Origin of the sequence: Streptomyces abyssomicinicus, assembly GCF_008974245.1 — a bacterium.
GTDB classification, from domain to species: domain Bacteria; phylum Actinomycetota; class Actinomycetes; order Streptomycetales; family Streptomycetaceae; genus Streptomyces; species Streptomyces abyssomicinicus.
On record NZ_BBZI01000012.1, the window covers coordinates 170,912 to 193,625 of the forward strand.

Consider the following 22,714-nt stretch of genomic DNA (forward strand, 5'->3'; position numbering starts at 1 on the left):
ACGGCGGCCCGCCGAGGGACCAGGGAACCGTCCGGCCCCGGCGTGGCGGAAGGGTGTGCGCCGGGCGGGCAGGGGCGTTCGCTTCGCACCCCGTGTGAAGCCGGACCCACTACCCTGGCGTGACCGAGGCACCGGAGGGCACCCACATGACCCCGAGACAGCCCAACACCCTGCTGGACGCGCTCCTCGACGAGGCGGGCGTCTCGCACGCCGGTCTGGCGGCCCGCGTGAACGCCGCCGGGCAGGCCCGCGGACTCCGGCTCCGCTACGAGCACACCGCGGTGGCCCGCTGGCTCAAGGGCCAGCGCCCCCGCGGCCAGGTCCCCGACCTGATCTGCGAGGTGCTCTCGGTCCGCCTGCGCCGCCAGGTCACCCTGGACGACATCGGCCTCGGTGTCCCCGGCGCGCCCGCCTCCCCGCACACCGGCTCCCTGTCCGGCTTCGTGGACCGCGCCACCGCGCTGTGGCGCTCCGACGAACTCCAGCGGCCGCACGTCCTCGGCGCCCCCGCCGTCACCGGGACGCCCGCCGTGATGCCCGTGTGGGAGTGGGAGAACCCGCCCGAGGACACCGACGTCTCCCGCGGCGGACAGCACCGCGTCTCGCCGGACGACATCGAGATGCTGCGCGCCGCCCGCACCCACTACGAGCACATGTACCGCAAAGCCGGCGGGGTGGCCACCCGCGCCCGGGTGGTCGGCTTCCTCAACAACGAGGCCGCGCCCCTGCTGCGGGGCAGCTACCCCGACGCCACCGGGCGCCAACTGCACCGTGCCACGGGCGCGTTGGTGGCCGTCGCGGGGATCTGCGCCTACGACTCGGACGCCCAGGGGCTCGCCCAGCGCTACTTCCACCAGGCGCTGCGGCTGGCCAAGTCCAGCGGCGACCGGGGCCTGGGCGCCTACGTCATCGCCCTGCTCGTCAACCAGGCGCTGTTCATGCGGGAGTTCCGTCAGGCCGTGGCGTTCGCGGAGGCCGCGTTACGCACGGCCGGGCGGCACATCACCCCGGCCCTCGCCTCCGACCTGTACGCCATGCAGGCCAAGGCGTACGCGCACCTCGGTGACGGAACCGGTGCGCTCTCCTGCATCCGGCGGGCCGAGGAGGCCGCGGAACGCATCCACCGCGTCCAGGAACCGGACGAGACCGGCTATGTCCAGCCCGGCCTGGTCAACGTCCAGGTGGCGGAGGCACTGCTCAGCCTGGGCGACCTGACCGCCGCCGGGGAGCACGCCGAGGCGGCCGTCGGCACCCCCGCGCACGACCGCGGCCGGGTGCACCGGCTGGCCATGCTCAGCCAGATCGAACTCCGCCGCGGCGACGCCGACAAGGCCGTGGCCACCGCCGCGGCGATGGCGCGGCTGGCCCGCGGCATGGAGTCCCAGCGGCTGCGGGACCGGCTCCGCACCGTCCGCGAACACCTGCTGCGCAGCGACTGCGCGGGAACCGGCGAGGCGGCCGAGCTCATCGACCTCGCCCTGCGGGTGCCGCTCCCGTAGCCGGCCGCGCCGCTCCGCGCACGCCCTCCCGCGCCCCTCGGGCCACTGCTGCCGCTCCCCGTGCTGCTGCGATATTGCCACTCATTCGTCGAACACCGTCGAAAGGTGGCAGAAAGATGCAGTGGGCGAAACTGAGCGAACAGCCGGTGTACGGAAACCGCTGGTTCGACGTCAACCTGGCCGATGTCCGGCTGCCCGACGGCCGGCACCTGGACCACTACCTGATCCGGATGCGGCCCGTCGCCGTGGCCACCATCGTCAACGACGCCGACGAGGCGCTGCTGCTGTGGCGGCACCGCTTCATCACCGACAGCTGGGGCTGGGAACTGGCCGCCGGGGTGGTCGAGGACGGTGAGGACCTGGCCGTCGCCGCGGCACGGGAACTGGAGGAGGAGACCGGCTGGCGGCCCGGACGGCTGCGCCACCTGATGAGCGTGGAGCCCAGCAACGGGCTCACCGACGCCCGGCACCACATCTACTGGTCGGACACCGGCGAGTTCGCCGGCCACCCCGTGGACGACTTCGAGTCGGACCGCCGCGAGTGGGTCCCGCTCAAGGTCGTCCCGGACCTGATCGCCCGGGGCGAGGTCCCGGCTGCCAACATGGCGGCCGCCCTCCTGCTCCTCCACCACCTGCGCCTGGCCCACGACACCGCGGACTGACGTCCACCGCCCCGCCGCCCCGCCGCCCCGCCGCCCCGCCGCCCCGTGCCGCCTTCGGCCCGGGACACGGGACGGCGGGTGCGCGCCCTTGGCCGCGCGAGGCGGCGGAACGCGGTCACTCGGGCTCCGTGCCGGCCGCCGCCCCGCCCGCGGGTTCGCGTTCCCCCGCCGCCAGCGGGGAGCGGGCGAGCACCACGCAGCCGACGGCGATCAGGGAGAGCCCCGCCAGCTGCGGCAGCAGCCACCAGCCGGTGCGCACGTGCTCCCCGAAGAGGGTCACCCCGTAGCAGACGCTGATCAGCGCGTCGCCGAGGGTGAGCATCGGCTGCACCGCCACCAGCGAGCCCGCCTGGAGCGCGTTCTGCAGCAGGAACAGCGCGCCCACCCCCACCACGGCGGTGGCGTAGACCTGCCACGACGTCAGCAGCGCCGCCACGCCCCCGCTGTCCAGCCGTGCCATCGCGTCCTTCATCAGCGCGGCGGTCAGCGAGTACCCGCAGGCGGCGGCGAGGCCCAGCAGGGCCGCCCGGAGGTCGCCCCGGGCGGTCCGCGCGGCGGTGAGCAGGGCGGCCTCGAACGCCGCGGTCGCCACCAGCGCGGCGACCCAGGTCCCGCCGTCCACGCCGCCGTGCCCGCCGACCGGGTCGGCGGCGGCCAGGCCGACGGCCAGCCCGCACGTCACCGCGGCCACGCCCGCCCACAGGCGGGGCCGCACCGCGGTGCGGGTGAGCAGCCCGGCGATCAGCAGGGTCGCCGGCAGCTCCAGCACGAAGATGGGCTGGACCAGCGCGATGGGCCCGGTGGACAGGGCCACCGCCTGGCAGACGGCGGCCACGATCACCAGGCCGATGCCCGCCAGCCACACCTTCTGGCGCAGCAGCCGCCCGAAGAGCGACAGCCGCATCGCCTGCTCGTCGGGGATCGTCCGGGCCGCCTGCCGCTGGAACACCGTCGCCGTCGCGTTGCTCAGCGCGGTGAGGACGGCGAAGAGAACACTGATCACCCGCACCATCATCGGGGCGGTCGGCTCCGCGCGCGTGGTGCGGCGGGCAGTCGGGGGGCGTCAGCGGGCCAGCGCCTGCCAGAGCGCCAGTGCCAGCGCGCCGACGGACGCCAGGGTCGCCACCGCGCGCAGCGGCCAGCGGTTGCGCTCCAGCGCGGTCACCCGGGCGGCGAGCGCGTCCAGTTCCTTCGCCGTCTCCTCGGCGCGATGGCCGAGCAGGGCCAGCCCGCCGTCGACGCGGGCCTGCGCCACGTCGCAGCTGCGCCGCAGCTCGGCCACCTCCTTGTGCACCACCGGCGGTTCGGGGGTGGTGTTCACCGTGTGCTCCCTTCCCTCGCAGACGTCCGGCCTCCGCCGGCCGATCGTCGTACCGGCAGTCAACAGCGCCGGGCCGGGGAGCGGGAGAGTGTGCGGGTGGCATATGCGCACCCCCGGCTCACACGGAGTGTGAAACGCGGTCACTCCGTGTCACTGTGACGGATCACCAGCACCGGGCAGGCGGCGTGCTGGACGCAGTGCTGCGACACCGACCCCAGCAGCAGCCCGGAGAAACCGCCGAGCCCCCGGTTGCCGACCACCAGCAGGTCCGCGCCCCGGGAGGCGGCGATCAGCGCGCCGGCCGCGGTGTCGTGCCGCACCTCGGCGCGGACCTCGACCGGCGGCCGGGTGCCCAGGACCTCGCCGACGGTCCTCTCCAGCTCCGCCCGGGCACGTTCCTCCAGGGCCGCCGCGTCGCCGGTCGGCGGGGGCAGCCAGCCCAGGCTGCCGTAGTAGTTCGGGACGTCCCAGGCGCTCACCGCCACGACCACGCCCGCGGTGAGCCGCGCCTGCCGCGCCGCCCACCGCAGGGCCTCCCTCGACGGCTCCGAACCGTCGACCCCGACCACGATGCGGCCCGGTTGCTCCCGCTGATCAGCCATCGCTCCTCCTCGCCCCGGCGGACGACCGCCGGACGACGTGTCATGAGGTGGCAAACAGTACATTTCCGGCCCGTGGCCGGCTCACCTCACACGAACAGGACGCTGGAGGCCGCGGGGACGTCGAGGGCCCCGGCCCGCCGCGGCACCCCCTCCTCGTCGAGGTCGAACCAGGTCACGTCACCCGAGCGCTCGTTGGCCGCGTAGAGCCGCTCACCGGACGGGTGCAGCACCAGATCGCGCGGCCAGGAACCGCCGCACGGGACCGACGTGAGGACCTCCAGCCGCTCGCCGTCCTCGGCCACCGCGAGCACCACGATGGTGTCCGTGCCGCGCACCGCCGCCCACAGGCGGCGGCCGTCGAGGGAGATGACGGGGGCGGACGGCTGCGCGTGGTCCTCGGCGCCGTCCGGGCCGAGCGGGAACTCGCCCACCGGCCGCAGTTCCCCGCCCGCCGAGTCCCACCGGCACACGGTGACCACCGGCCGCAGCTCGCCGAGCACGTACACGTGGGTCCCGCGCGGGTGCACCACCAGGTGGCGCGGACCGGTACCGGGCGGCAGCGCGACGTCGGCGTGGAGGCGGAGCCCGCCGGTGGCCGGGTCCAGCTCGCAGACCCGCACCGAGTCGGTGCCGAGGTCGACGTTCAGCACCCAGCGGCCCGACGGATCGGGCACCACCACCTGATGGGCGTGCGGGCCCTCCTGGCGCTCCGCGTCCGGCCCCGACCCCGCGTTGCGCAGCACGCCGCTCGGCGACCCGGGGGAGCCGTCGGCGGCCAGCGGCAGCGCGGTGACGCTTCCGGAGCTGTAGTTGGCCGTCACCAGGTGGTCCCCGAGCACGGCGAGGTGCGTGGGATCCGCGCCGCCCACCGGCGCCGGCTCGCCGACCGGCACCGGGGACGCCCCCGCGACGTCGTACGCGGCCACCGCCCCCTGCGCCGTCTCCGACACGCAGTACAGCACCGGCCCGCCGCCGCTGCGGCCGACCGCCAGGTAGGAGGGGTTGGGCACGGTGGCGACGGCGGCCGTCGGGGTCAGGGCGCCGGTGGCGGGATCCACGGCGGCCTGGACGATCCCCCGCCCGCCGCTCGTCGTGAACGAACCGATGAAAGCCCTCTGGGCGCCTGTGCTCGTCATGACGGTCAGCCTAGGAGCCGCGCCGACGGACCGCCCGGGGGATCCAGCCCCCGAGATGCCCCGGACGCACCAACCGTCACGGGGACCGTTTGCGGCCGGATCCGCCCTCGGTGAGGGTGAGGAGGACACGCTCGCGCACCCGCGGGCAGGGACGTGAGGGAGGAGACGGCATGAGCGACGCCCACCCGTCCGGCACCGGCCTCCGGGACGGCACGCCGCAGGACCCGCTCCCCGCACGCACCGCGCCGACGGCCGGAGCCCCGACGGGTGACCTTGCCGCCGCCGGGTGGACGGAGGGCCGTCCCCGATGACGATCCGACGACTCGCCGTCTTCGGCGGAACCGGTGACCTGACCGGCCGTTACCTCCTGCCGGCCCTGGCCGCCCTGCACGCCGCCGGCCACCTCGACGACCGGTTCACCATGACCGCCGCCAGCCGGGAGGACCAGGACGGCGCCCAGTACCGGGAATGGGCCGCCGCCCAGTTGCGGCGCCACGCGGCGCACCTGCCCGACCGCTCCGTCCGGGCCGTCACCGCCGCCTGCGACTACCGCAAGGCCGACGTCACCGACCCCGCCGAGGTGGCCGCCGTCGTCGCGGGCGACGACCCCGTCGCCGTCTACCTCGCCCTGCCGCCCTCGCTCTTCGCCGCCACGGTGACCGCCCTGCACGACGCCGGACTGCCCGAGGGCAGCCGGATCGTGATGGAGAAACCGTTCGGCGAGAGCCTCGCCGACGCCGAGGAACTCAACCGGCTGCTCGCCGACGTGCTGCCCGAGCAGGCAGTCTTCCGCGTCGACCACTTCCTCGCCATGACCACCGTGCAGAACCTGCTCGGCAGCAGGCTCGCCAACCGGGTCCTGGAACCGATCTGGAACGGCACGCACATCGCCGAGGTCGACATCGTCTGGGACGAGACCCTCGCCCTGGAGGGCCGCGCCGGCTACTACGACCACGTCGGCGCGCTCAAGGACATGATCCAGAACCACCTCCTCCAGATCCTGTGCCTGGTCGCCATGGAGCCGCCGCTCACCCTCGGGGAACGCGACCTGCGCGACCGGAAGGTGGACGTGCTGCGCTCGGTGCGGCGCCTGACCGACGCCGACGTGGTGCACCGCACCCGCCGCGCCCGCTACGCGGCCGGCCGCGGCGGCGACCACGACGTGCCCGCCTACACCGACGAGGAGGGCGTGGACCCGTCGCGCCGCACCGAGACCTTCGCGGAGGTCGAACTCGAGCTGGACAGCTGGCGCTGGGCCGGCACCAGGTTCCGGCTGCGCACCGGCAAGGCGCTCGGCCGGGACCTCATGGAGGTCGCGGTGCGGTTCCGTCCCGTCCCGCACCTGCCGTTCGGGCAGGACGAGGACGTCCGGCCCAACGTGTTGAGGTTCGGGCTGGACCCGGAGAGTCTGAGCCTGGACATGAACGTCGTCGGCTCGCAGGTGGGCAGTCTCACGCAGGTCGCGCTGAGCGCCCGGATGGACCCGCCCGACCTGCCCGCCTACGGCAGCCTGCTGCTGGACGTACTGCGCGGCGACCCCGCGCTCTCCCTCCGCGGCGACGAGGCCGAGGAGGCGTGGCGGGTCGTCGAGCCGGTCCTGTCCGCCTGGGAGCGGGGGCTGGTTCCGCTGGAGGAGTACCCGGCCGGCTCCGACGGGCCGCTGCGCCGGGACACGCCCGAGCGGCGGGACGACCTGCTCCACCAGGACGCGGTGCTGCCGCCGTGACGCCGGGTCCCGCGCACGCGTCCGGCCCCGGTGCGCCGTGCGTCGTGGTGATCGGGGTCTCCGGCGTGGGCAAGACCACCGTCGCCCGTCTCCTGGCCGAGCGGCTCGGCCTGCCGTTCGCCGAGGCGGACGACTTCCACCCGCCCGGGAACATCCGCAAGATGTCCTCCGGCGTGCCCCTGGACGACGAGGACCGGGTGTCCTGGCTGGAGTCCGTCGGCCACTGGCTGAAGACCCACGAGACCTCGGGCACCGGCGGATCGGTCGCCTGCTCCGCCCTGCGGCGGCGTTACCGCGACGCCCTGCGCTCCGCCTGCCCCTCCGCCCTGTTCCTCCACCTCACCGCCGACCGCGACCTCCTCGCCGCCCGGCTCCACGACCGCACCGGCCACTTCATGCCGGAGACCCTGCTCGACTCCCAGCTCGCGGTGCTGGAACCCCTCGAGCCCGACGAACGCGGCGCCACCCTGGACGCGGCGCGGCCCCCCGAGGCGATCGTCCACGAGGCCGCGGAACTGATCAGGCGCGCCTGACGGCGGAAGCCGCGTGAGGGGGCGTCACCCGGACGGTCCTCGTACGGTCGCCCGGCCCTGGCCCGGGGCCCACGCTGTGACCGTGGCGGAAAACGCAGCCGCTGGTTCCGCACCAGAACGAAAGGTGACAGCCATGGCGGGCATCCCCGGTGAGGTGCGACACGACAGGAACGGGTCCGGCGACGGCAGACGGCCGTCCACACCAGGACAGTTCGCGGGCATCGGCATGGTGCTCAGCGGTGTGCTGAGCATCCTCCAGGGTGTCGCCGGCATCGCCCGCGATCGCCTCTTCGGCACGCCGCTGCACTACGAGTACCGTTTCGACCTCACGTCCTGGGGCTGGATCCACCTGGTGCTGGGCGTCGCCCTGCTGGTGGGCGGAGTCGCCCTCCTCGGCCGCGTCTCCTGGGCCCGCCCCGCGGGCCTGGCGCTCGCCGCGATCAGCCTGGTCAGTCAGTTCATGTTCATCCCGTACTACCCCATCTGGTGCATCGCCGTGATGATCCTGGACCTCATGGTCCTGTGGACGCTGGCCCGGCTCGCCGACTGACCCGGGGCGGGGAGCCCTGCCGCCGCGCGCGGGCGGGGGCCGGACGCACGCCACGACACCCGCGCCGCGCACGCGCGCCCACCCCCCCCCGCCCCCCGCACCGCGGCCGGGGGCGGTCCCTCAGGCGTCGACCGGCTCGCGCCGGGCGGAGGTCCGGCCGGACGCGGCGATCCGCGCGGCCCGGTCCGGCATCGTGAAGGCGAACACCGCCGCGAGGGCGGCGACCACCGCGAGCACCAGGTAGGCGTCCTGGAAGGCGGAGACCGGCGGGTGGGCGTCGGCGCCCGTGCCGACCGCGGCGACCGAGGCCAGGACCGCGATGGCCACCGCGGGGGCGGCCGCGCCGGAGGCCTGCCGGACCACCGTGTTGAGGGTCGCCGCATGGGAGACGTCCGCCTGGGCGATCCCGGTGAACGACGCGACCGTGGTGGGCATGAACACCCCGCCCATCGCCGCCCCGAGCAGGAACATCAGCCCCCGGAACGTCCACAGTGAGGAGTCCGCGTCCAGCCGTGAGAAGGCGACCAGCACCAGGGCGACGCCGACCAGACCGAAACCGGCGAGACGGCGCGGGCCGATCCGGGCGTAGAGCGGGGAGACGACCTGCATGGTGAGCAGCACGCCGAGCGCCTCGGCGAAGGTGCTGGAACCGGACTCCCAGGCGCTCAGCCCCAGACCCTGCTGGAGGAAGAGCGGACCGAGGAACATCGCGCCCATGAAGGCGAGGAAGCCGAGGAAGGCCGTGATGTTGGTGTCGCGGAAGAGCCGGTCGGTGAACAGCCGGACCCGCAGCGCCGGTTCGGGCACCCGGAGCTCCACGGCCACGGCGGCGGCCAGCAGGACCGCGCCGCCGACCAGGCCGGCCAGCACCGGCAGGCTGCCCCAGCCCATCTCGGCGCCCTCGCTGACGCCGAACATCAGCCCCGCGGTGCCGAAGGCGGTGAGCACCAGACCGGGGACGTCCAGCCGGCCGGGGACGTGGTCGCGGTGCTGCTGGAGGAAGAGGAGACCGAAGACGAGCACGGCGATGCCGATCGGCACGTTGGCGTAGAAGACCCAGCGCCAGTTCATGTGGTCGACGAGCCAGCCCGCCCCCATCGGGGCCAGGGCGGGCGCCACCTGCTGCGGGATGATCATGTAGCGGGAGACCTTGACCTGTTCGGACAGGCTGAAGGTCCGGTAGAGCAGGGCGCCGCTGACGGGCAGCAGGATGCCGGCGGCCAGGCCCTGGAGGGCCCGCCAGACGACGAGTTCGCCGAGCGATCCGGCGAAGCCGCAGAGTCCTGACGCGGCGGTGAAGACGGCGAACGAGACGAGGATGGTGCGGCGTCCGCCGAAGCGGTCGCCGAGCCAGGCCGAAAGGGGCACGGCGAGGCCGACGCAGACCGGGTACACCACCACGACGGCGTCGAGGCCGGAGGTGGCGAGACCGAAGTCGCGTCCGATGGAAGGCAGGGCCACGGTGGTGCCGGCTCCGTCCACGATGGACATGAACGCGGTGACCACACAGACGACGGGGACGACTATGCGCTGGTCGAGGCGCAGCGGGCGAACTGGCATGTGCTGAGCATACTCAGTATGTGTACGCTCAGCATATTCGTTTCCCGTACCGGAGCCGCTTCGGGCCATGACCGCGGCAGCCGGCCGCCGCGTGCGGTAGGAACGGACCTACAGAGCCGCAGCAGCAGTCACGAGCACAGGAGCACCAAGGTGAGGCAGGTACCGGGCAGCAGTGATCCCCTGGTCGACGAGTTGTTCGCGACCACCCACCGCCTGCGGCTCTTCGTCGACGGCAGACTGGCCGAGAAGGGCACCACGGTCGCCCAGCTCCGCGCCCTGCGGTTCCTCGCCCACGCCGCCGAGCCGATGCGGATGCGCGACCTCAGCGACATGCTCGGCGTCGCCGCCCGCACGGCCACCGGTCTGGTGGACGCCCTGGAGCGGGACGGCCTGGTGGTCCGGCTGCCGCACCCGACGGACCGCCGCGCCCACCTGCTCGCGCTCACCGACGCCGGGCGCACCTGTCACCAGGAGGCCGAGGACATGGACCGTGAGGCCCTCCGCACCGCCACCGGCGCCCTCGACGACGAGGACCGCGCCGTCCTCCGCGGGCTCCTCGCCCGCGTCCGGGACACCGTCGCGGCCGCGGAGCAGGAGGGGGCGCGGGTCTCCTAGTCCGGCAACGCGGCGCGGACGCGCGGGCCGTTCACCGCCGTGGAGACGGTGCCGGGCCGGAAACCCGGCGCGGCACCTTCTCCACGGCTTCCTCCGCGCCGGCCCACCGGTCCGCGTCGGGGTCGTCCCCGGCGACGGGTCATCGAGGAAGGACAAGGCCCCCCGGCGACGGCGTCGGGGACGCGTCGGTGAGTCCCGTCCAACGGTGCAGGACGCCGCGATGGGAGCCGTCCGCGGTGGCGCGGCCGACCTCGGCCGCCGCCTGCTCGGTGCGGGGGAGGCCGTCACGGGTCAGCAACTCCAGGGGCCACGCGGGGACGCGTCCGGCCTCCTCGGGGTCGAAGGCGTGCCAGTCCCACGGTCCGTCGAACCGCCAGGCCCGTCCCGCGGCGTCGGCGACCTCGTCGCCGGGTTCGAGGAACGCGTAGGGCCGGTGGATCAGGTCGATCGCGTAGGGAATGCCGTCGTCCGGGTCGATGCCGTGGCCCTCGCCGTTGAGGTGGGTGTGGTCCGGATACTCGCGGTAGGAGCGCCCCCGGGGCAGCAGGGAGACGCACGCCCGTTCGCGGGGGAGGTAGCCGGTCTCCCGGGGCGGGTCGTAGACCTCCACCGCGGTGACGTGAACGACGGTGGGCGGGACACCGACCCGGCAGAGGTCACCCGCCCGAAGGTGCTCCGGCGCCGGATCGGTACGGAACATCCCCCACTCCGGAGCGGTGCCACTGTGGTCGGCGCCCAGGCCCACCACACCGTTCCAGTGGATGAACTCGCATCCGGGGTCGGGCCGCCACCACGGCCATGCGAGGTGCACCTCGTGGAACGTCAGGCCCCGTTCCACCCGGCACTCGGTGAAGGGGACGGCAATGGACAGGACATCGCCCGGGCGGAACCGGAGAGCAGTCGTCATGGACGCAGGGTAGGAGCGGCCTCGGGCCTCCCGGGCCCGGGGCGTGCCCCGAGACGCGACCCCGTCCCGTCCCGTCGGACGGATGGGCCGGGGTGGGGCGGGGCGGGCCGCCACGCGCCGCGTCCCCCTCCGGGCTCGTGGCGCGGAGGGGGACGCGGGGTGCGGCGGACGGGTGGTCAGGACTCGACGGCCTCGAGGTCGGTGCCGCGTGTTTCGCGGCTGGTCGCCACCGCGACGATGGTGACCAGCATGGTGACGACGAGGTACGCGATCACCGTGCCGACCCCGTACGAGGTGACCAGCCACACCGCGATGAGCGGAGCGGGGGCGCCGGCGATGATGGACGAGCCCTGGAAGACGAGCGACGAGCCGGCGAAACGGTACCTGGTCGGGAAGAGCTCGGTGATCCAGGCGGCCTCGGCGCCCGCGAGGACACCGTGGAGGAACGCGCCGACGCACACGCCGGTCCACAGCAGCGGCAGGCTCTCGCGCTGCACCATCCAGAAGAAGACCGGCGCCCACACCACCAGCAGCACCGCGGGCGTCAGCATCGCCTTCTTGCGGCCCACCACGTCCGACCAGTGGCCGCCGCCGATCATGCCGAGGAACTGAGCCGCGGAGCCGAACGCCACGGCCAGGACGACGTCCTCGCGCGCGTAGTCGAAGGAGGTCGTCGCGTACGCGATGACGAAGACCGTGTAGATGTAGAAGGCGATGTTCTCGCCGAGCCGCATGCCCAGGCCGTGCAGGACGGCGCGGGGCCGGGCGAGGGCCTGCAGGACGCTCGAGCGTCCGGAGGCGGCGGCGGTGCCGGAGACGGCGGTGCGCTCCTCGGCCCGCTCCTGGGCCTGCCGGAAGACCGGGGACTCCTCGACGCCGCGGCGGATCCAGAAACCGATCGCCAGCAGCGGCAGGGCCGCCAGGAAGAGCAGGCGCCAGCCCCAGGTGTCGAAGGCGCCGTCGGGGAGCAGCGCCCCGACGACCGAGGCGAGGACGGTGGCCAGGACGGTGCCGAGCGGCGCCCCGGCCTGCGGCCAGGAGGCCCAGAAACCGCGCCGCCGGGGCTCGCCGTACTCGCTGACCATGAGGACGGCGGCGCCGAACTCACCGCCCAGCGCGAAGCCCTGGACCATGCGGAGCAGCACCAGCAGCGCGGTCGCCCACACCCCGATCTGCTCGTAGGTCGGCAGCAGCCCGATCGCCGCGGTCGAGACGCCCAGCAGCAGGAAGGTGATGACGAGCATGGGCTGGCGGCCGAGGCGGTCGCCGAGGTGGCCGAAGACGATGCCACCCAGGGGGCGGGCGACGAAGCCGAGCCCCATGGTCGCGAAGGAGAGGAGAAGGCCGACGATGCCGTCGCCCGAGGGGAAGAACAGCGGTCCGAGCACCGTCGCGGCCAGGATGCCGTAGACGGCGAAGTCGTACCACTCGAGCACGGAGCCGGCCATGCTGCCGATCAGGACCCGCCGGAAGGCCGAGGCCTGCGGCGGAGCGGGGGGAGTGGCGGTTCGGTCCACCAGTGACGTCATTGTCGGTACCTTTCGGGCGGCCGGGTCCGCGCGGAGGCAGGGCGCGGTGGCGGGTTCGGGGTGGCCGGGAGCGGCCGGCGGAAGCGGCGGGGCGGGAGCCGCCGGCGGACGCGGAGTGGGCCGGGGTTCTCAGAGGGCCAGGCGGAGGCGGTCGCCGGTGGCGCGGGAGCAGCAGGTCATCATCCGGTCGCAGGCGGCGCGTTCGGTCCTGGTGAGGACGCTGTCCCGGTGGTCGACCGCGCCGTCGAGGACCGGGACCTCGCAGGAGCCGCAGAGTCCTTCCTCGCAGTCGCTCTGCACGTCCACGCCCGCGGCGCGCAGCGCGGCGAGGACGGTCCGGTCCGGGGCGACGCGGACGGTGAGGCCGGAGTCGGCGAGTTCGACGTCGAAGGCGTGCTCCCGCTGCGGGTCCAGGCTCCGGTGCTCAGCCGTGAAGTGCTCGACGTGCAGGGCGTCCTCGGGCCAGTGGGCGGTGTGCTCCGCCAGGGCGTCGAGGAGCCGCCGGGGTCCGCAGGCGTAGATCTGGACGCCGTCCTCCGGCTCGGCGAGCAGGGCGGGGACGTCGAGCCGGGTGCCGTCGGAGCCGCAGTGCACGCTCAGGCGCGCGCCGTGGTCGCGGCGGGCCCGCTCGAGCAGCGGCATGGCCTCCGGGGAACGCCCGCAGTAGTGCAGCCGGTAGTCGGCGCCCGCCGCGCGCAGACGGTCGGCCATCGCGATGACGGGGGTGATGCCGATCCCCCCGGCGACCAGGACGTAGCGCCGAGCCGTCGGGTCGAGGCGGAAGTGGTTGCGGGGGCCCCGCAGGGCCAGGGTGTCGCCCGGGGCGAGCCGCTCGTGGACGTGGCGGGAGCCGCCGCGGCCGTCGGGTTCGCGCAGCACGGCGATCCGGTAGCGGTGCCGGTCCTCCGGATCGCCGCACAGGGAGTACTGGCGGGAGAGGCCGCCGAGGTCCAGGTCGACGTGGGCGCCGGGCGTCCAGGCGGGCAGCGCCTTCCCCGTGCCCTCGGCCAGCGTCACGACGACGACGTCGTCCGTGTCCCGATCGATCGCCTCCACCGTGACGGTGCGGGTGATCCGGCGGGCCGCGGGCTCACCGATCCGCACGGGCCGGTGGCGGTCCACCACCGACGGGTCGCCGCGCTCGGGGTTGGCCGCCGGGTCCCACCGCACCCACAGGTGCTCCGGGCCGCGGAAGGAGGTGTTGGGCACGTACGTGAACCGCTGCTCCGGGACGAGCTCCATGTGCGGCAGCCGCGTCGTCAACTCCTCCAGGAAGACCTGGAGTTCCATGCGGGCGAGGTTCTTGCCCATGCACTGGTGGCTGCCGTAGCCGAACGTGAGGTGGTCGCCCGCGTTCTCGCGCCGGATGTCGAAGGCGTCGGCGTCCTCGAAGTGCCGGTCGTCGCGGTTGGCGGAGGAGTTGACGATGAGCAGCTTGGCGCCCGCGGGGACCGCCACGCCGCCGATGGTCGTGTCCGCCGTGACCAGGCGGCGCCACGCGGCGACGGAACCGGAGTGGCGCAGGCACTCCTCGACGGCGTTCGGGATCAGCGACGGGTCGGCGCAGATCTCCTCCCAGACCGAGCGGTTCTCCAGGAGCAGCTTGACCGCGTTGGCCGCGGCGTTGGCCGTCGTCTCGTGGGCGGCGACGATTCCGGCCATCATGATCGAGTGCAGGTAGGAGTCGGTGATGACGTCCGGCTGCTCCCGCTGGGCGCGGATGCTGTACGGCATCCAGCCCGGTCCGTCGGGGTCCTTGCGCAGCTTCTCCAGGACGGTGCCGGCGAACTGCCAGAACTTGCCGACCGATTCGGCGACGGCGACCTGCTCCTCGGGTGAGGGCCTTCCCCAGGTGTTGACGGTGTGGGCGATGGAGTACTCGCGCAGGGTCGCCATGTCCTCCTCGGGGACCCCGAGGAAGTGCAGGGCGACGGTCAGCGGCACCTCCCACAGCATCTCCTCGACCAGGTCCGCCTTCCCGGAGTCGACGACCCGGTCGACGTACTCCCGGGCCAGCCGCCGCACCATCGGTTCGTGGTGGGCGAGTTCGGCGGGCGTGAACGGGTCCATCAGCAGCCGCCGGCGCGGCATGTGCTCGGGCTCGTCCTCGTTCACGAGGGTCCGCCTCATCCCGTAGCCGTAGCGGGCGAGGGTGGCGGTCGCCTCGTCGGAGACCGGGGTGATCTTCTCCAGCGCGATGGACGGCGAGAAGAGGATGTTGTCGCGGAAGACGGCCTTGACGTCGTCGTACCGCGTCACGACCCAGTAGCCGAGGGCCGGGCTGTAGAAGACCGGCTCCTCCTGTCGCGACCAGCGCACGGCCTCCGGCGGATCCTGCTGGTAGGCGTCGCCGAACGGGTCGAACGCGGCGGCGCGGGCGGAGACGGGGCAGCCGCCGGGGCCGGTGGCCGTGCTGGTGGCCGTGGGTTCCGTGTCGGCGCGCGACACCAGGCCTGTCATCGGACACGACTCTGCGTTCATGGAATCGCCTCAACATTCACGACCTGGGCTTTTACCAATACTGAACAGGTCGTCTCGGTTATGGAACGCAGCGCACAGTATGAGGCGGCCCGGACGGCGTCAAGGGTCGCGCGGGAGGACGTGTGTGCGGGGGGTGTCCCTCACCCGGGGTAAAGCCCCAGGTGGGGCGCGGTGCCGTCACCGCCGAGCGGCTGGGCCCGGGCGGGCGGGGCGCTCCGGCCCCGGCCCGGTCGGCGCGGGCCCCGACCCGGTCGGCGGAGGTCCGGCCGGCAGCGCGCCGGGCGGGCGGAACCGGGCCCGGGCCGGACGGGGCGAGGAGGTGCCCCGGGCCGGTCCCGCCCGTCAAGGACCGGCCTGGCGCGGGGCGGCCCGGCACAGGCAGCCCGTCGCGAACCGCCTCGTCGAAGACCGGTCCGTCGAAGACCGGTCCGTCGAAGACCGGTCCGGCGAAGACCGGTCCGGCGAGGGCAGGCCCGGCAGGCGGTGGCCCGGCAGAGGCGCGTCCGTCGAGGACCGGTCTGTCAGGTCCGGGTGGAGCGGCGCCGGGTCCCGGGCGGTGGGCGGCGGGCCGGGCGCGGGGTCCGACCGGCGGTGCGTGGGGTGGGGCGGAGCCGGGTCGGAGAGCGGTGAGGGGCGGGGTGCCGGGGCGGATCTGCTCGTCAGGGCGGTCCTGGCGGGGGGTCGGGCCGGCCCGGCGAGGGGCGGCGCGGCGCGCGCAGGCCCGTTGAGGCACGGTTCGCCGGGTGCGGGCGGGGCGGCGATGGGTTCGCACCGGTGGACGACGGCCGGGCGCCGAGGGCCGGGCGGCGGTGGGCTGCGCGGGGGGAACCGGGTCGGAGGGCGGTGAGGGGCGGGGTGCCGGGGCGGAGCCGCGCGGGTGCGTCGACGGCCGACCTGGCAGGGCGAGGCCGGCGAGGATCGGTCCGGCGACCGGCGACCGGCGACCGGCGACCGGCGACCGGCGACCCGGGGCCGGGCCCGGCGACCCGGGCCCGGCCGGGAGCGGCTGGGGACCGGGGGGCCCGGCGGGGAGCGGCCGGGGGCGGCGGGGCCGGCGAGGGTGGTCCGGTGGAAGGCGGGGGCCTGGTCGGTCAGGCGGAGAGGACGCGCTCCAGGTGGCCGGCCGTGCGGATGACGGCGCGGGAGGCGGCCTCGATGTCGAGACCGTCGAGGGCCACCACGCCCACACTGCGCTCGGTGGTCCCGAACCGGTTCCGGCAGGGAATGCCGGCGGCGAGGCCGACCGCGCCACGCTCGAGCTCGCCCCGGGTGAGCGCGTAGCCGTTCACGCGCGCCTGCCGCACCGCCTCGGAATCCGACGGCGACTCGGGCCGGGCGGCGAGAATGGCGACCCCCGCCGCGCCCCGGTCCAGCGGATGGCGGCTGCCTATGCGGTATCCGACCGTGAGCAGCGCGTGTTCGGGCTCGGCGACGAGAACGGCCACGCAGTCCTGGCCCTCGGCCGCGGAGACGAACGCGGTGGCGCCGGTCTCGTTCGCCAGCGCGGCCAGCACCGGGCGTGCCTCGACCGCGAAGCCCTGCTCGAAGCGCGAGGCCAGGACGCCGATGCCCACGGCGAGCCGGAGCCTGCCCTCCTCCGAGCGGGTGACCAGGAGGTGTTCCTGCAGCGTCGCCACGATCCGGTAGCAGATGGCCCGGTGGACGTCGAGTTCCTTCGCCAGGTCGGCCACCGTGACGCCGTTCGGCGCACGGGAGATCACCTCGAGCGCGCGCAGTCCCCGGTCCAAGGTCTGCAGCGTGTTGCTCATGTCTCCGCGTCTCTTCCTGCCGTCCGGCGTCTGGTCAGACAGTAGCCCGCGACGCCCCGCGAACCCCGTACCGGGGGGCCCGCCGGGTCAGCGGTCCCGCGGCCCCGGGGCGGCCAGCGCCCGGGTCAGGCGTTCGGCGGCCGCCAGGACGGCCGGGACGGCCCGCTCGGCGAGGTCCTCGCGGTGGGTGAGCGTCGTGACGGCGGCGGGCTGCTCGTGCGGCCGGCGGACGACCGGGGAGGCCACGCCGAAGACGCCCGGGATGAGTTCCTCACGGGTGAGGGCGTACCCCTGAGTCCGCGCCTCGGCCACCCGCTCGGCCTCGCCGGGCCGCTGCGGCAGCGCGGCCAGCAGGGCGAGGCCGCCGGCGCCGCGGTCCAGCGGGTCGCGGTTGCCGACGCGGTAGGACAGCCGCGCGCCCGAACCGGGCGGCTCGACCACGGCGACGGCCACCGCGTCGTCCCCCTCCGGCACCACCAGGCAGGCGGTGACGCCGAGTTCGGCCGCCAGGTCCCGCAGCACGGGCCGCGCCGCGTCCAGCAGCGGCGGCCGGGTCAGCTCGGCCAGGGTGAAGAACGCGAGCCCCACCCGGTAGCGGTTCGCGGCGTCCTTGGCCGCGAATCCCTGCCGCACCAGCGCGCCCAGCAGCCGGTAGGCGACCGAGCGGTGCACGCCGAGCCGGGCCCCGACCTCGCTGGCGGTCAGGCCCGCGGGCTCCTCGGCGATCATGCGCAGCACCATGAGACCCCGCTCCAGCGTCTGCGACCCCTCCGCGGCCACTTCCCACCTCTCCCACCGGGTGTGACGACTCGGGAAAACGGGACGATCTCCCGCTGCCCCCTTGACGGGACGACCCTACCGCTCGCATCGTGTCTCAACATGCACAACGACGTGTTTCGGTATTTGCAACACCACCGCTCGGGTCGCGCCGTGGCCGTCCTCCGCGCGGGCGGGACGGAGGACCTCGGCGCGGACGCCGGTGAGCCGTCCGCCGGGCACGCCCCCACCGACGCACGCTGAACCACGGAGCACCGATCCGAAAGGAGGCCGGGACATGGCCCACTACCGCAGCCTCGGCGCCGTCCCCGCGAAGCGGCACACCCAGTTCCGTCCCGAAGGCGACGCCCTCGCCTTCGAGGAGCTGATGGGGGAGGAGGGTTTCTCCTCCGACTCCTCGCTGCTGTACCACCGCCACATCCCGTCCGCGATGACCGGATCCGAGGTGTGGGAGCTGCCGGACACCCGGACGGTGCCGAACCACCCGATGAAGCCGCGCCACCTGAAGCTGCACGACCTCTTCCAGGGCGACGCCTGGCGGGACACCGACGTGGTCGAGGGCCGGCGCCTGGTCCTCGGCAACGGCGACGTGCGGATCTCCTACGTCGTCGCCGGAAAGGCCTCGAAGCTGTACCGCAACGGCGTCGGCGACGAGTGCGTGTACGTCGAGTCCGGCGCCGCCCGGGTGGAGACCGTCTTCGGTGTGCTCACCGTCCGCGCCGGCGACTACGTGATCATCCCCCGCGCCACTACCCACCGGTGGGTCCCGCAGGGCGAGGAGCCGCTGCGCGCCTACTGCGTCGAGGCCAACAGCCACATCGCCCCGCCCAGGCGCTACCTCTCCCGGTACGGCCAGCTCCTCGAGCACGCCCCGTACTGCGAGCGCGACCTGCACGGCCCCACCGAGCTGATCCGCGAGGACGGCACGGACGTCGAGGTCCTGGTCAAGCACCGCGGCTCGGGCGGGGAGATCGTCGGCACCCGCTTCGTGCAGGCGCACCACCCGTTCGACGTGGTCGGCTGGGACGGCTGCCTCTACCCGTACACCTTCAACATCGCGGACTTCGAGCCGATCACCGGCCGGATCCACCAGCCGCCGCCGGTCCACCAGGTGTTCGAGGGCGACAACTTCGTCATCTGCAACTTCGTCCCCCGCAAGGTGGACTACCACCCGCTGGCCATCCCGGTGCCGTACTACCACTCCAACGTCGACTCCGACGAGGTCATGTTCTACTGCGGCGGCGACTACGAGGCCCGCAAGGGCTCCGGCATTGGCCAGGGCTCCATCTCCCTGCACCCGGGCGGCCACGCCCACGGGCCGCAGCCGGGAGCGTACGAGCGGTCCATCGGCGCCGAGTTCTTCGACGAACTCGCGGTCATGGTCGACACCTTCCGGCCGCTGGAGCTCGGCGAGGGCGGCCAGGCCTGCGACGACGGCGTCTACGCCTGGAGCTGGGCGGGAGGCCGCCGCGTATGACCGCCCCCGCCGCGCTCCTGGACCGGCTCGTCGACGACGCCGGCCTCTTCCCGCCCACCGCGCTCCCCATGGACCGGGCCGTCGCCCGCCACCGCGCCGACGCGGCGGCCGGTGGGGCGATGCACACCCACCGCTTCCTGGTCCCCGCCTCCCGCGTCGGCGAGCTGCGCGAACTGCTGCGCGAGGACGAGGTGTTCGAGCTCGGCCTGATCGCCGACCGCGGCCCCGAGGGCCTGGCGGCGGCGTGCGCGGAGACCGCCGCCGACCCGCGGCTGCGGCTCGCGCTCCTCGAAGTGCCGCTCGCCGCCTTCGGCGAGGACGAGGCGTCCGCCCTGGACGCCGTGTCGGCCGAGCTGACGGACGTGCCCGCCGACGTCCCGCTGTACGCGGAGCCGGTGGCGCAGGCCCGCCCCGAGCCGCTGCTCACCGCGCTCACCCGGCACGCCGGTGTCCGCCCGCTCGGCGCCAAGCTCCGCTGCGGCGGCGTGCGGGCCGAGCTGTTCCCGAGCACGGAGCAGGTGGCCTCGTTCATCACCGCCTGCGTCGCGGCGGGCGTGCCGTTCAAGGCGACCGCCGGCCTCCACCAGGCGGTCCGCCACACCTCACCCGAGACCGGCTTCACCCACCACGGGTACCTCAACCTGCTGCTCGCCACGGCCACGGCCACGGCGACCGCCGCGAACGGCGGCGACCAGGACGCGGTGCGGCGCGTCCTGGAGACGGAGGACGCCGGCGAACTCGCCGCCCTGGCGCGGAAGACGACCGGAGCGGAGGCCGCGGCGGCGCGCCGCGCGCTGGTCTCCTACGGCTCCTGCTCGACCGCGGCCCCCGTCCGCGAGGCCGAACTCCTCCTCGGCTCCCCCTCCTGACCCGGATCGACCCGCTGTGAAGGACCACCGATGACCACCACCTGGGTCCCCGTCCCCGACGGCTCCCCGTTCCCGATCCAGAACCTCCCCTACGGCGTCTTCACGCCGAAGGCCGGCGGCGCCGCCCGCGTCGGCGTCGCCATCGGCGCGCAGGTCCTCGACCTCGCGGCCGCCCTGGGCGACGACACCTTCGCCCACGCCTCGCTCAACGCCTTCATGGCGCAGGGCCGCCCCCGCTGGCAGGAGGTGCGCGCGGAGATCACCCGCCTGCTCGCCGACGAGGCCCACCGCGCCGCCGTCGAGCCGCACCTGTTCGCACAGGCGGACGTCACCCTCGGCATGCCCTTCGAGGCCGCCGACTACGTCGACTTCTACGCCTCCGAGCACCACGCCTCCAACATCGGCCGCATGTTCCGGCCCGACAGCGACCCGCTCACCCCGCAGTGGAAGCACCTGCCGATCGGCTACCACGGCCGGGCCGGCACCCTCGTGCCCTCCGGGACCCCGGTGGTCCGCCCCCGCGGCCAGCAGCGGCCCGCCGAGGCCGGGGCCCTGCCCGGCTTCGGCCCGTCCGCCCGCCTGGACATCGAGGCCGAGGTCGGCTTCGTCGTCGGCACCCCCTCCGCACTGGGCCGCCCGGTGGCCGCCGACGACTTCCGCGAGCACGTCTTCGGCGTCACCCTCGTCAACGACTGGTCGGCGCGCGACATCCAGAACTGGGAGTACGTCCCGCTCGGCCCGTTCCTCGGCAAGTCCTTCGCCACCTCCGTCAGCCCCTGGGTCGTCCCGCTGGACGCCCTGGAGGCCGCCCGCGTCGCACCGCCCGCCCGCGAGCACGAGGTGCGCCCCTACCTGGCGGAGAAGGAGGACTGGGGCCTCGACCTCACCCTCGAGGTCCGCCTCAACGGACACCTGGTCGCCACCCCGCCGTTCGCCACCATGTACTGGACCCCCGCCCAGATGCTGGCCCACATGACGGTCAACGGTGCCTCCCTGCGCACCGGCGACTTCTACGCCTCCGGCACCGTCTCCGGCCCGGAGGCGGACCAGCGCGGCTCCTTCATGGAGCTGAGCTGGGGCGGCGCCGAGCCCTTCGCGCTGCCCGACGGGACCGAGCGCACCTTCCTCGAGGACGGCGACGAGGTCACCATCACCGCCACCGCCCCCGGCGCGGACGGCGCGACCATCGGCTTCGGCGAGGTCAGCGGCCGCGTCCTGCCCGCCGTGGAGGCGTGAACATGGACAAGACGGTGGCGACGGCGGCCGAGGCGGTCGCCGACATACCCGCCGGCGCCCGCCTCGCCGTCGGCGGCTTCGGTGTCTGCGGCGTGCCGCAGGAACTGATCGACGCGCTCTACGACCAGGGCGCCGACGCCCTGCAGGTGGTCTCCAACAACTGCGGCACCGACGACCACGGCCTCGGCATCCTGCTCCGCGCGGGCCGGATCGCGCGGGTGACCGGGTCGTACGTCGGGGAGAACAAGGAGTTCGCCCGTCAGTACCTGGCCGGTGAACTGGAACTGGAACTCGTCCCGCAGGGCACCCTCGCCGAACGGCTGCGGGCCGGCGGGGCGGGCATCCCCGCCTTCTACACCCCCGCCGGGGTCGGCACCGCCGTCGCCGAGGGCGGCGTGCCCTGGCGGTACGCGGCCGACGGCTCGGTGGCGGTCGAGTCCCCGGCGAAGGAGGTCCGCGCGTTCGGCGGACGGAGCTACGTCCTGGAGGAGGCGGTCACCACCGACTACGCGCTGGTCCGCGCCTCCCGGGGCGACCGCCACGGCAACCTCGTGTTCGACAAGACCACCGCCAACTTCAACCCGCTGTGCGCCATGGCCGGCCGGATCACCGTCGCCGAGGTCGAGGAACTCGTCGAGCCCGGCGAGATCGACCCCGCCGAGGTCCACCTGCCCGGCATCTACGTCCAGCGCGTGGTCGCCGTACGCCGCCGGAACGCCAAGCCGGTCGAGAAGCGCACCGTGCGCGAGGCCGCCGACGCGGCCGAAGGGAGCGCCGCCCGATGACCTGGACCCGTACCGCGATGGCCGCCCGCGCAGCCCGCGAACTGCCCGACGGCGCCTACGTGAACCTCGGCATCGGCCTGCCCACGCTGATCCCCGACCACCTCCCCGACGGCGTCCACGTCGTGCTCCACTCGGAGAACGGCATCCTCGGCACCGGCCCCTACCCCACGCCGGACGCCGTCGACGCGGACCTCATCAACGCCGGCAAGGAGACCGTCACCGTCCTCCCCGGCGCCTCCTACTTCGACTCGGCGCTCAGCTTCGGCATGATCCGGGGCCGCCACCTGGACGTCGCCGTCCTCGGCGGCATGCAGGTCTCCGCCCGCGGCGACCTGGCCAACTGGGCCGTTCCCGGGAAGATGATCAAGGGCATGGGGGGAGCCATGGACCTGGTCCACGGCGCCCGCCGGGTGATCGTCCTCATGGAGCACACCGCCAGGGACGGCGGGGCCAAGCTCGTGGAGTCCTGCGCCCTGCCGCTCACCGGCCGGGCCTGCGTGGACCGCGTGATCACCGACCTCGGCGTCCTCGACGTCACCGAGGAGGGCTTCCGCCTGGTCGAGCTCGCCCCCGGCGTCACCGAGCGGGAACTCCGCGACCGCACGGCCGCGCCGGTCCTCGCCCCGGTGACCGGCCCGGCCACCGTCTGACGCCGACCCCGCCCTGCCGCGACGTGGTGG

Annotated in this window: 22 protein-coding genes; 12 read left to right on the forward strand and 10 right to left on the reverse strand. The window is 74.4% G+C overall.

Features of this window, described 5'->3' with window-relative positions; all coding sequences use genetic code 11:
- Positions 1-146 precede the first annotated feature (146 nt).
- Together GBN72_RS28040 and GBN72_RS28045 are read left to right on the forward strand one after the other, a co-directional pair.
- Positions 147-1,499 (forward strand): NsdA family TPR-like regulatory protein, encoded by a 1,353-nt coding sequence (locus GBN72_RS28040; protein WP_151774743.1) that lies wholly within the window; start codon positions 147-149, stop codon positions 1,497-1,499.
- Positions 1,500-1,615: 116 nt separating this feature from the next.
- Complete coding sequence (locus tag GBN72_RS28045; RefSeq protein WP_151774744.1) at positions 1,616-2,161, forward strand: NUDIX hydrolase; 546 nt, start codon at positions 1,616-1,618, stop codon at positions 2,159-2,161.
- 115 nt (positions 2,162-2,276) lie between these two features.
- Here the strand turns inward: GBN72_RS28045 and GBN72_RS28050 are convergent, their stop codons facing one another.
- The 4 genes from GBN72_RS28050 to GBN72_RS28065 all read right to left on the reverse strand — a co-directional run bounded on the left by GBN72_RS28050 (position 2,277) and on the right by GBN72_RS28065 (position 5,220).
- Positions 2,277-3,164 carry a DMT family transporter gene (locus tag GBN72_RS28050; protein WP_174887220.1) on the reverse strand — a complete coding sequence of 296 codons (888 nt, stop codon included), beginning with the start codon at positions 3,162-3,164 and terminating at the stop codon, positions 2,277-2,279.
- A gap of 60 nt (positions 3,165-3,224) precedes the next feature.
- Positions 3,225-3,482 carry a hypothetical protein gene (locus GBN72_RS28055; RefSeq protein ID WP_151774746.1) on the reverse strand — a complete coding sequence of 86 codons (258 nt, stop codon included), beginning with the start codon at positions 3,480-3,482 and terminating at the stop codon, positions 3,225-3,227.
- Positions 3,483-3,622: 140 nt separating this feature from the next.
- Positions 3,623-4,084 (reverse strand): universal stress protein, encoded by a 462-nt coding sequence (locus tag GBN72_RS28060; RefSeq protein ID WP_151774747.1) that lies wholly within the window; start codon positions 4,082-4,084, stop codon positions 3,623-3,625.
- An 86-nt stretch (positions 4,085-4,170) separates the two neighbouring features.
- Positions 4,171-5,220, reverse strand: coding sequence for a lactonase family protein (locus GBN72_RS28065; protein ID WP_151774748.1), 1,050 nt, complete (start codon positions 5,218-5,220; stop codon positions 4,171-4,173).
- A 170-nt stretch (positions 5,221-5,390) separates the two neighbouring features.
- On the opposite strand from GBN72_RS28065, the gene GBN72_RS34345 reads away from it, so the two are divergent.
- From GBN72_RS34345 to GBN72_RS28080, 4 genes are all read left to right on the forward strand, one after another.
- Positions 5,391-5,531 carry a hypothetical protein gene (locus tag GBN72_RS34345; RefSeq protein ID WP_164540918.1) on the forward strand — a complete coding sequence of 47 codons (141 nt, stop codon included), beginning with the start codon at positions 5,391-5,393 and terminating at the stop codon, positions 5,529-5,531.
- Entirely contained in the window at positions 5,528-6,946 is a 1,419-nt protein-coding gene (locus GBN72_RS28070) for a glucose-6-phosphate dehydrogenase (RefSeq protein WP_151774749.1), read from the forward strand. The genes GBN72_RS34345 and GBN72_RS28070 overlap by 4 nt, the downstream gene beginning before the upstream one ends.
- Before the next feature lie 44 nt (positions 6,947-6,990).
- Positions 6,991-7,479, forward strand: coding sequence for a gluconokinase (locus tag GBN72_RS28075; RefSeq protein WP_246212963.1), 489 nt, complete (start codon positions 6,991-6,993; stop codon positions 7,477-7,479).
- A 133-nt stretch (positions 7,480-7,612) separates the two neighbouring features.
- Positions 7,613-8,029: a DUF7144 family membrane protein gene (locus GBN72_RS28080; protein WP_246212964.1), complete on the forward strand. Its 417-nt coding sequence runs from the start codon at positions 7,613-7,615 to the stop codon at positions 8,027-8,029.
- A 120-nt stretch (positions 8,030-8,149) separates the two neighbouring features.
- On the opposite strand, the gene GBN72_RS28085 is transcribed toward GBN72_RS28080, so the two are convergent.
- A complete protein-coding gene (locus tag GBN72_RS28085; protein WP_151774751.1) occupies positions 8,150-9,589 on the reverse strand; it encodes a DHA2 family efflux MFS transporter permease subunit in 1,440 nt (479 codons plus the stop codon).
- Between the two features lie 150 nt (positions 9,590-9,739).
- On the opposite strand from GBN72_RS28085, the gene GBN72_RS28090 reads away from it, so the two are divergent.
- Positions 9,740-10,204, forward strand: coding sequence for a MarR family winged helix-turn-helix transcriptional regulator (locus GBN72_RS28090; protein WP_246212965.1), 465 nt, complete (start codon positions 9,740-9,742; stop codon positions 10,202-10,204).
- A 139-nt stretch (positions 10,205-10,343) separates the two neighbouring features.
- Here GBN72_RS28090 and GBN72_RS28095 read toward each other — a convergent pair whose 3' ends face one another.
- From GBN72_RS28095 to GBN72_RS28115, 5 genes are all read right to left on the reverse strand, one after another.
- Positions 10,344-11,111 (reverse strand): hypothetical protein, encoded by a 768-nt coding sequence (locus tag GBN72_RS28095; RefSeq protein WP_151774753.1) that lies wholly within the window; start codon positions 11,109-11,111, stop codon positions 10,344-10,346.
- Positions 11,112-11,287: 176 nt separating this feature from the next.
- On the reverse strand, positions 11,288-12,640 hold the full coding sequence (locus tag GBN72_RS28100; protein ID WP_151774754.1) for an MFS transporter: 1,353 nt from the start codon (positions 12,638-12,640) through the stop codon (positions 11,288-11,290).
- A 129-nt stretch (positions 12,641-12,769) separates the two neighbouring features.
- The gene (locus GBN72_RS28105; RefSeq protein WP_151774755.1) at positions 12,770-15,100 is read right to left on the reverse strand and encodes a cytochrome P450/oxidoreductase; all 2,331 of its coding nucleotides are present in this window, start codon (positions 15,098-15,100) and stop codon (positions 12,770-12,772) included.
- Between the two features lie 1,112 nt (positions 15,101-16,212).
- Positions 16,213-16,890, reverse strand: a complete 678-nt coding sequence (locus GBN72_RS28110) for an IclR family transcriptional regulator (protein ID WP_151774756.1) — start codon at positions 16,888-16,890, stop codon at positions 16,213-16,215.
- An 87-nt stretch (positions 16,891-16,977) separates the two neighbouring features.
- The gene (locus tag GBN72_RS28115) at positions 16,978-17,670 is read right to left on the reverse strand and encodes an IclR family transcriptional regulator (RefSeq protein ID WP_246212966.1); all 693 of its coding nucleotides are present in this window, start codon (positions 17,668-17,670) and stop codon (positions 16,978-16,980) included.
- Between the two features lie 274 nt (positions 17,671-17,944).
- On the opposite strand from GBN72_RS28115, the gene GBN72_RS28120 reads away from it, so the two are divergent.
- Genes GBN72_RS28120 through GBN72_RS28140 form a run of 5 tightly spaced genes read left to right on the forward strand, consistent with a single transcriptional unit; the run spans position 17,945 to position 22,684 of the window.
- Positions 17,945-19,144, forward strand: coding sequence for a homogentisate 1,2-dioxygenase (locus GBN72_RS28120; protein WP_151774757.1), 1,200 nt, complete (start codon positions 17,945-17,947; stop codon positions 19,142-19,144).
- The gene (locus GBN72_RS28125) at positions 19,141-20,013 is read left to right on the forward strand and encodes a hypothetical protein (RefSeq protein ID WP_151774758.1); all 873 of its coding nucleotides are present in this window, start codon (positions 19,141-19,143) and stop codon (positions 20,011-20,013) included. Before GBN72_RS28120 ends, GBN72_RS28125 begins: the two co-directional genes overlap by 4 nt.
- Positions 20,014-20,043: 30 nt before the next feature.
- Entirely contained in the window at positions 20,044-21,249 is a 1,206-nt protein-coding gene (gene fahA / locus GBN72_RS28130) for a fumarylacetoacetase (protein ID WP_151774759.1), read from the forward strand.
- 2 nt (positions 21,250-21,251) lie between these two features.
- Positions 21,252-22,034 carry a CoA transferase subunit A gene (locus tag GBN72_RS28135; RefSeq protein ID WP_151774760.1) on the forward strand — a complete coding sequence of 261 codons (783 nt, stop codon included), beginning with the start codon at positions 21,252-21,254 and terminating at the stop codon, positions 22,032-22,034.
- Entirely contained in the window at positions 22,031-22,684 is a 654-nt protein-coding gene (locus tag GBN72_RS28140) for a 3-oxoacid CoA-transferase subunit B (protein ID WP_151774761.1), read from the forward strand. The genes GBN72_RS28135 and GBN72_RS28140 overlap by 4 nt, the downstream gene beginning before the upstream one ends.
- Positions 22,685-22,714 lie beyond the last annotated feature (30 nt).

What these genes read in the sequence shown, in the direction of transcription:
- GBN72_RS28105 (WP_151774755.1), bottom strand. Translation starts at nt 15,100, where the DNA reads ATGACAGGCCTGGTGTCGCGCGCCGACACGGAACCCACGGCCACCAGC.
- GBN72_RS28085 (WP_151774751.1), bottom strand. Translation starts at nt 9,589, where the DNA reads ATGCCAGTTCGCCCGCTGCGCCTCGACCAGCGCATAGTCGTCCCCGTC.
- GBN72_RS28100 (WP_151774754.1), bottom strand. Translation starts at nt 12,640, where the DNA reads ATGACGTCACTGGTGGACCGAACCGCCACTCCCCCCGCTCCGCCGCAG.
- GBN72_RS28140 (WP_151774761.1), top strand. Translation starts at nt 22,031, where the DNA reads ATGACCTGGACCCGTACCGCGATGGCCGCCCGCGCAGCCCGCGAACTG.
- fahA (WP_151774759.1), top strand. Translation starts at nt 20,044, where the DNA reads ATGACCACCACCTGGGTCCCCGTCCCCGACGGCTCCCCGTTCCCGATC.
- GBN72_RS28070 (WP_151774749.1), top strand. Translation starts at nt 5,528, where the DNA reads ATGACGATCCGACGACTCGCCGTCTTCGGCGGAACCGGTGACCTGACC.
- GBN72_RS28135 (WP_151774760.1), top strand. Translation starts at nt 21,252, where the DNA reads ATGGACAAGACGGTGGCGACGGCGGCCGAGGCGGTCGCCGACATACCC.
- GBN72_RS28120 (WP_151774757.1), top strand. Translation starts at nt 17,945, where the DNA reads ATGGCCCACTACCGCAGCCTCGGCGCCGTCCCCGCGAAGCGGCACACC.
- GBN72_RS28060 (WP_151774747.1), bottom strand. Translation starts at nt 4,084, where the DNA reads ATGGCTGATCAGCGGGAGCAACCGGGCCGCATCGTGGTCGGGGTCGAC.
- GBN72_RS28065 (WP_151774748.1), bottom strand. Translation starts at nt 5,220, where the DNA reads ATGACGAGCACAGGCGCCCAGAGGGCTTTCATCGGTTCGTTCACGACG.
- GBN72_RS28080 (WP_246212964.1), top strand. Translation starts at nt 7,613, where the DNA reads ATGGCGGGCATCCCCGGTGAGGTGCGACACGACAGGAACGGGTCCGGC.
- GBN72_RS28045 (WP_151774744.1), top strand. Translation starts at nt 1,616, where the DNA reads ATGCAGTGGGCGAAACTGAGCGAACAGCCGGTGTACGGAAACCGCTGG.
- GBN72_RS28125 (WP_151774758.1), top strand. Translation starts at nt 19,141, where the DNA reads ATGACCGCCCCCGCCGCGCTCCTGGACCGGCTCGTCGACGACGCCGGC.
- GBN72_RS28040 (WP_151774743.1), top strand. Translation starts at nt 147, where the DNA reads ATGACCCCGAGACAGCCCAACACCCTGCTGGACGCGCTCCTCGACGAG.
- GBN72_RS28110 (WP_151774756.1), bottom strand. Translation starts at nt 16,890, where the DNA reads ATGAGCAACACGCTGCAGACCTTGGACCGGGGACTGCGCGCGCTCGAG.
- GBN72_RS34345 (WP_164540918.1), top strand. Translation starts at nt 5,391, where the DNA reads ATGAGCGACGCCCACCCGTCCGGCACCGGCCTCCGGGACGGCACGCCG.
- GBN72_RS28095 (WP_151774753.1), bottom strand. Translation starts at nt 11,111, where the DNA reads ATGACGACTGCTCTCCGGTTCCGCCCGGGCGATGTCCTGTCCATTGCC.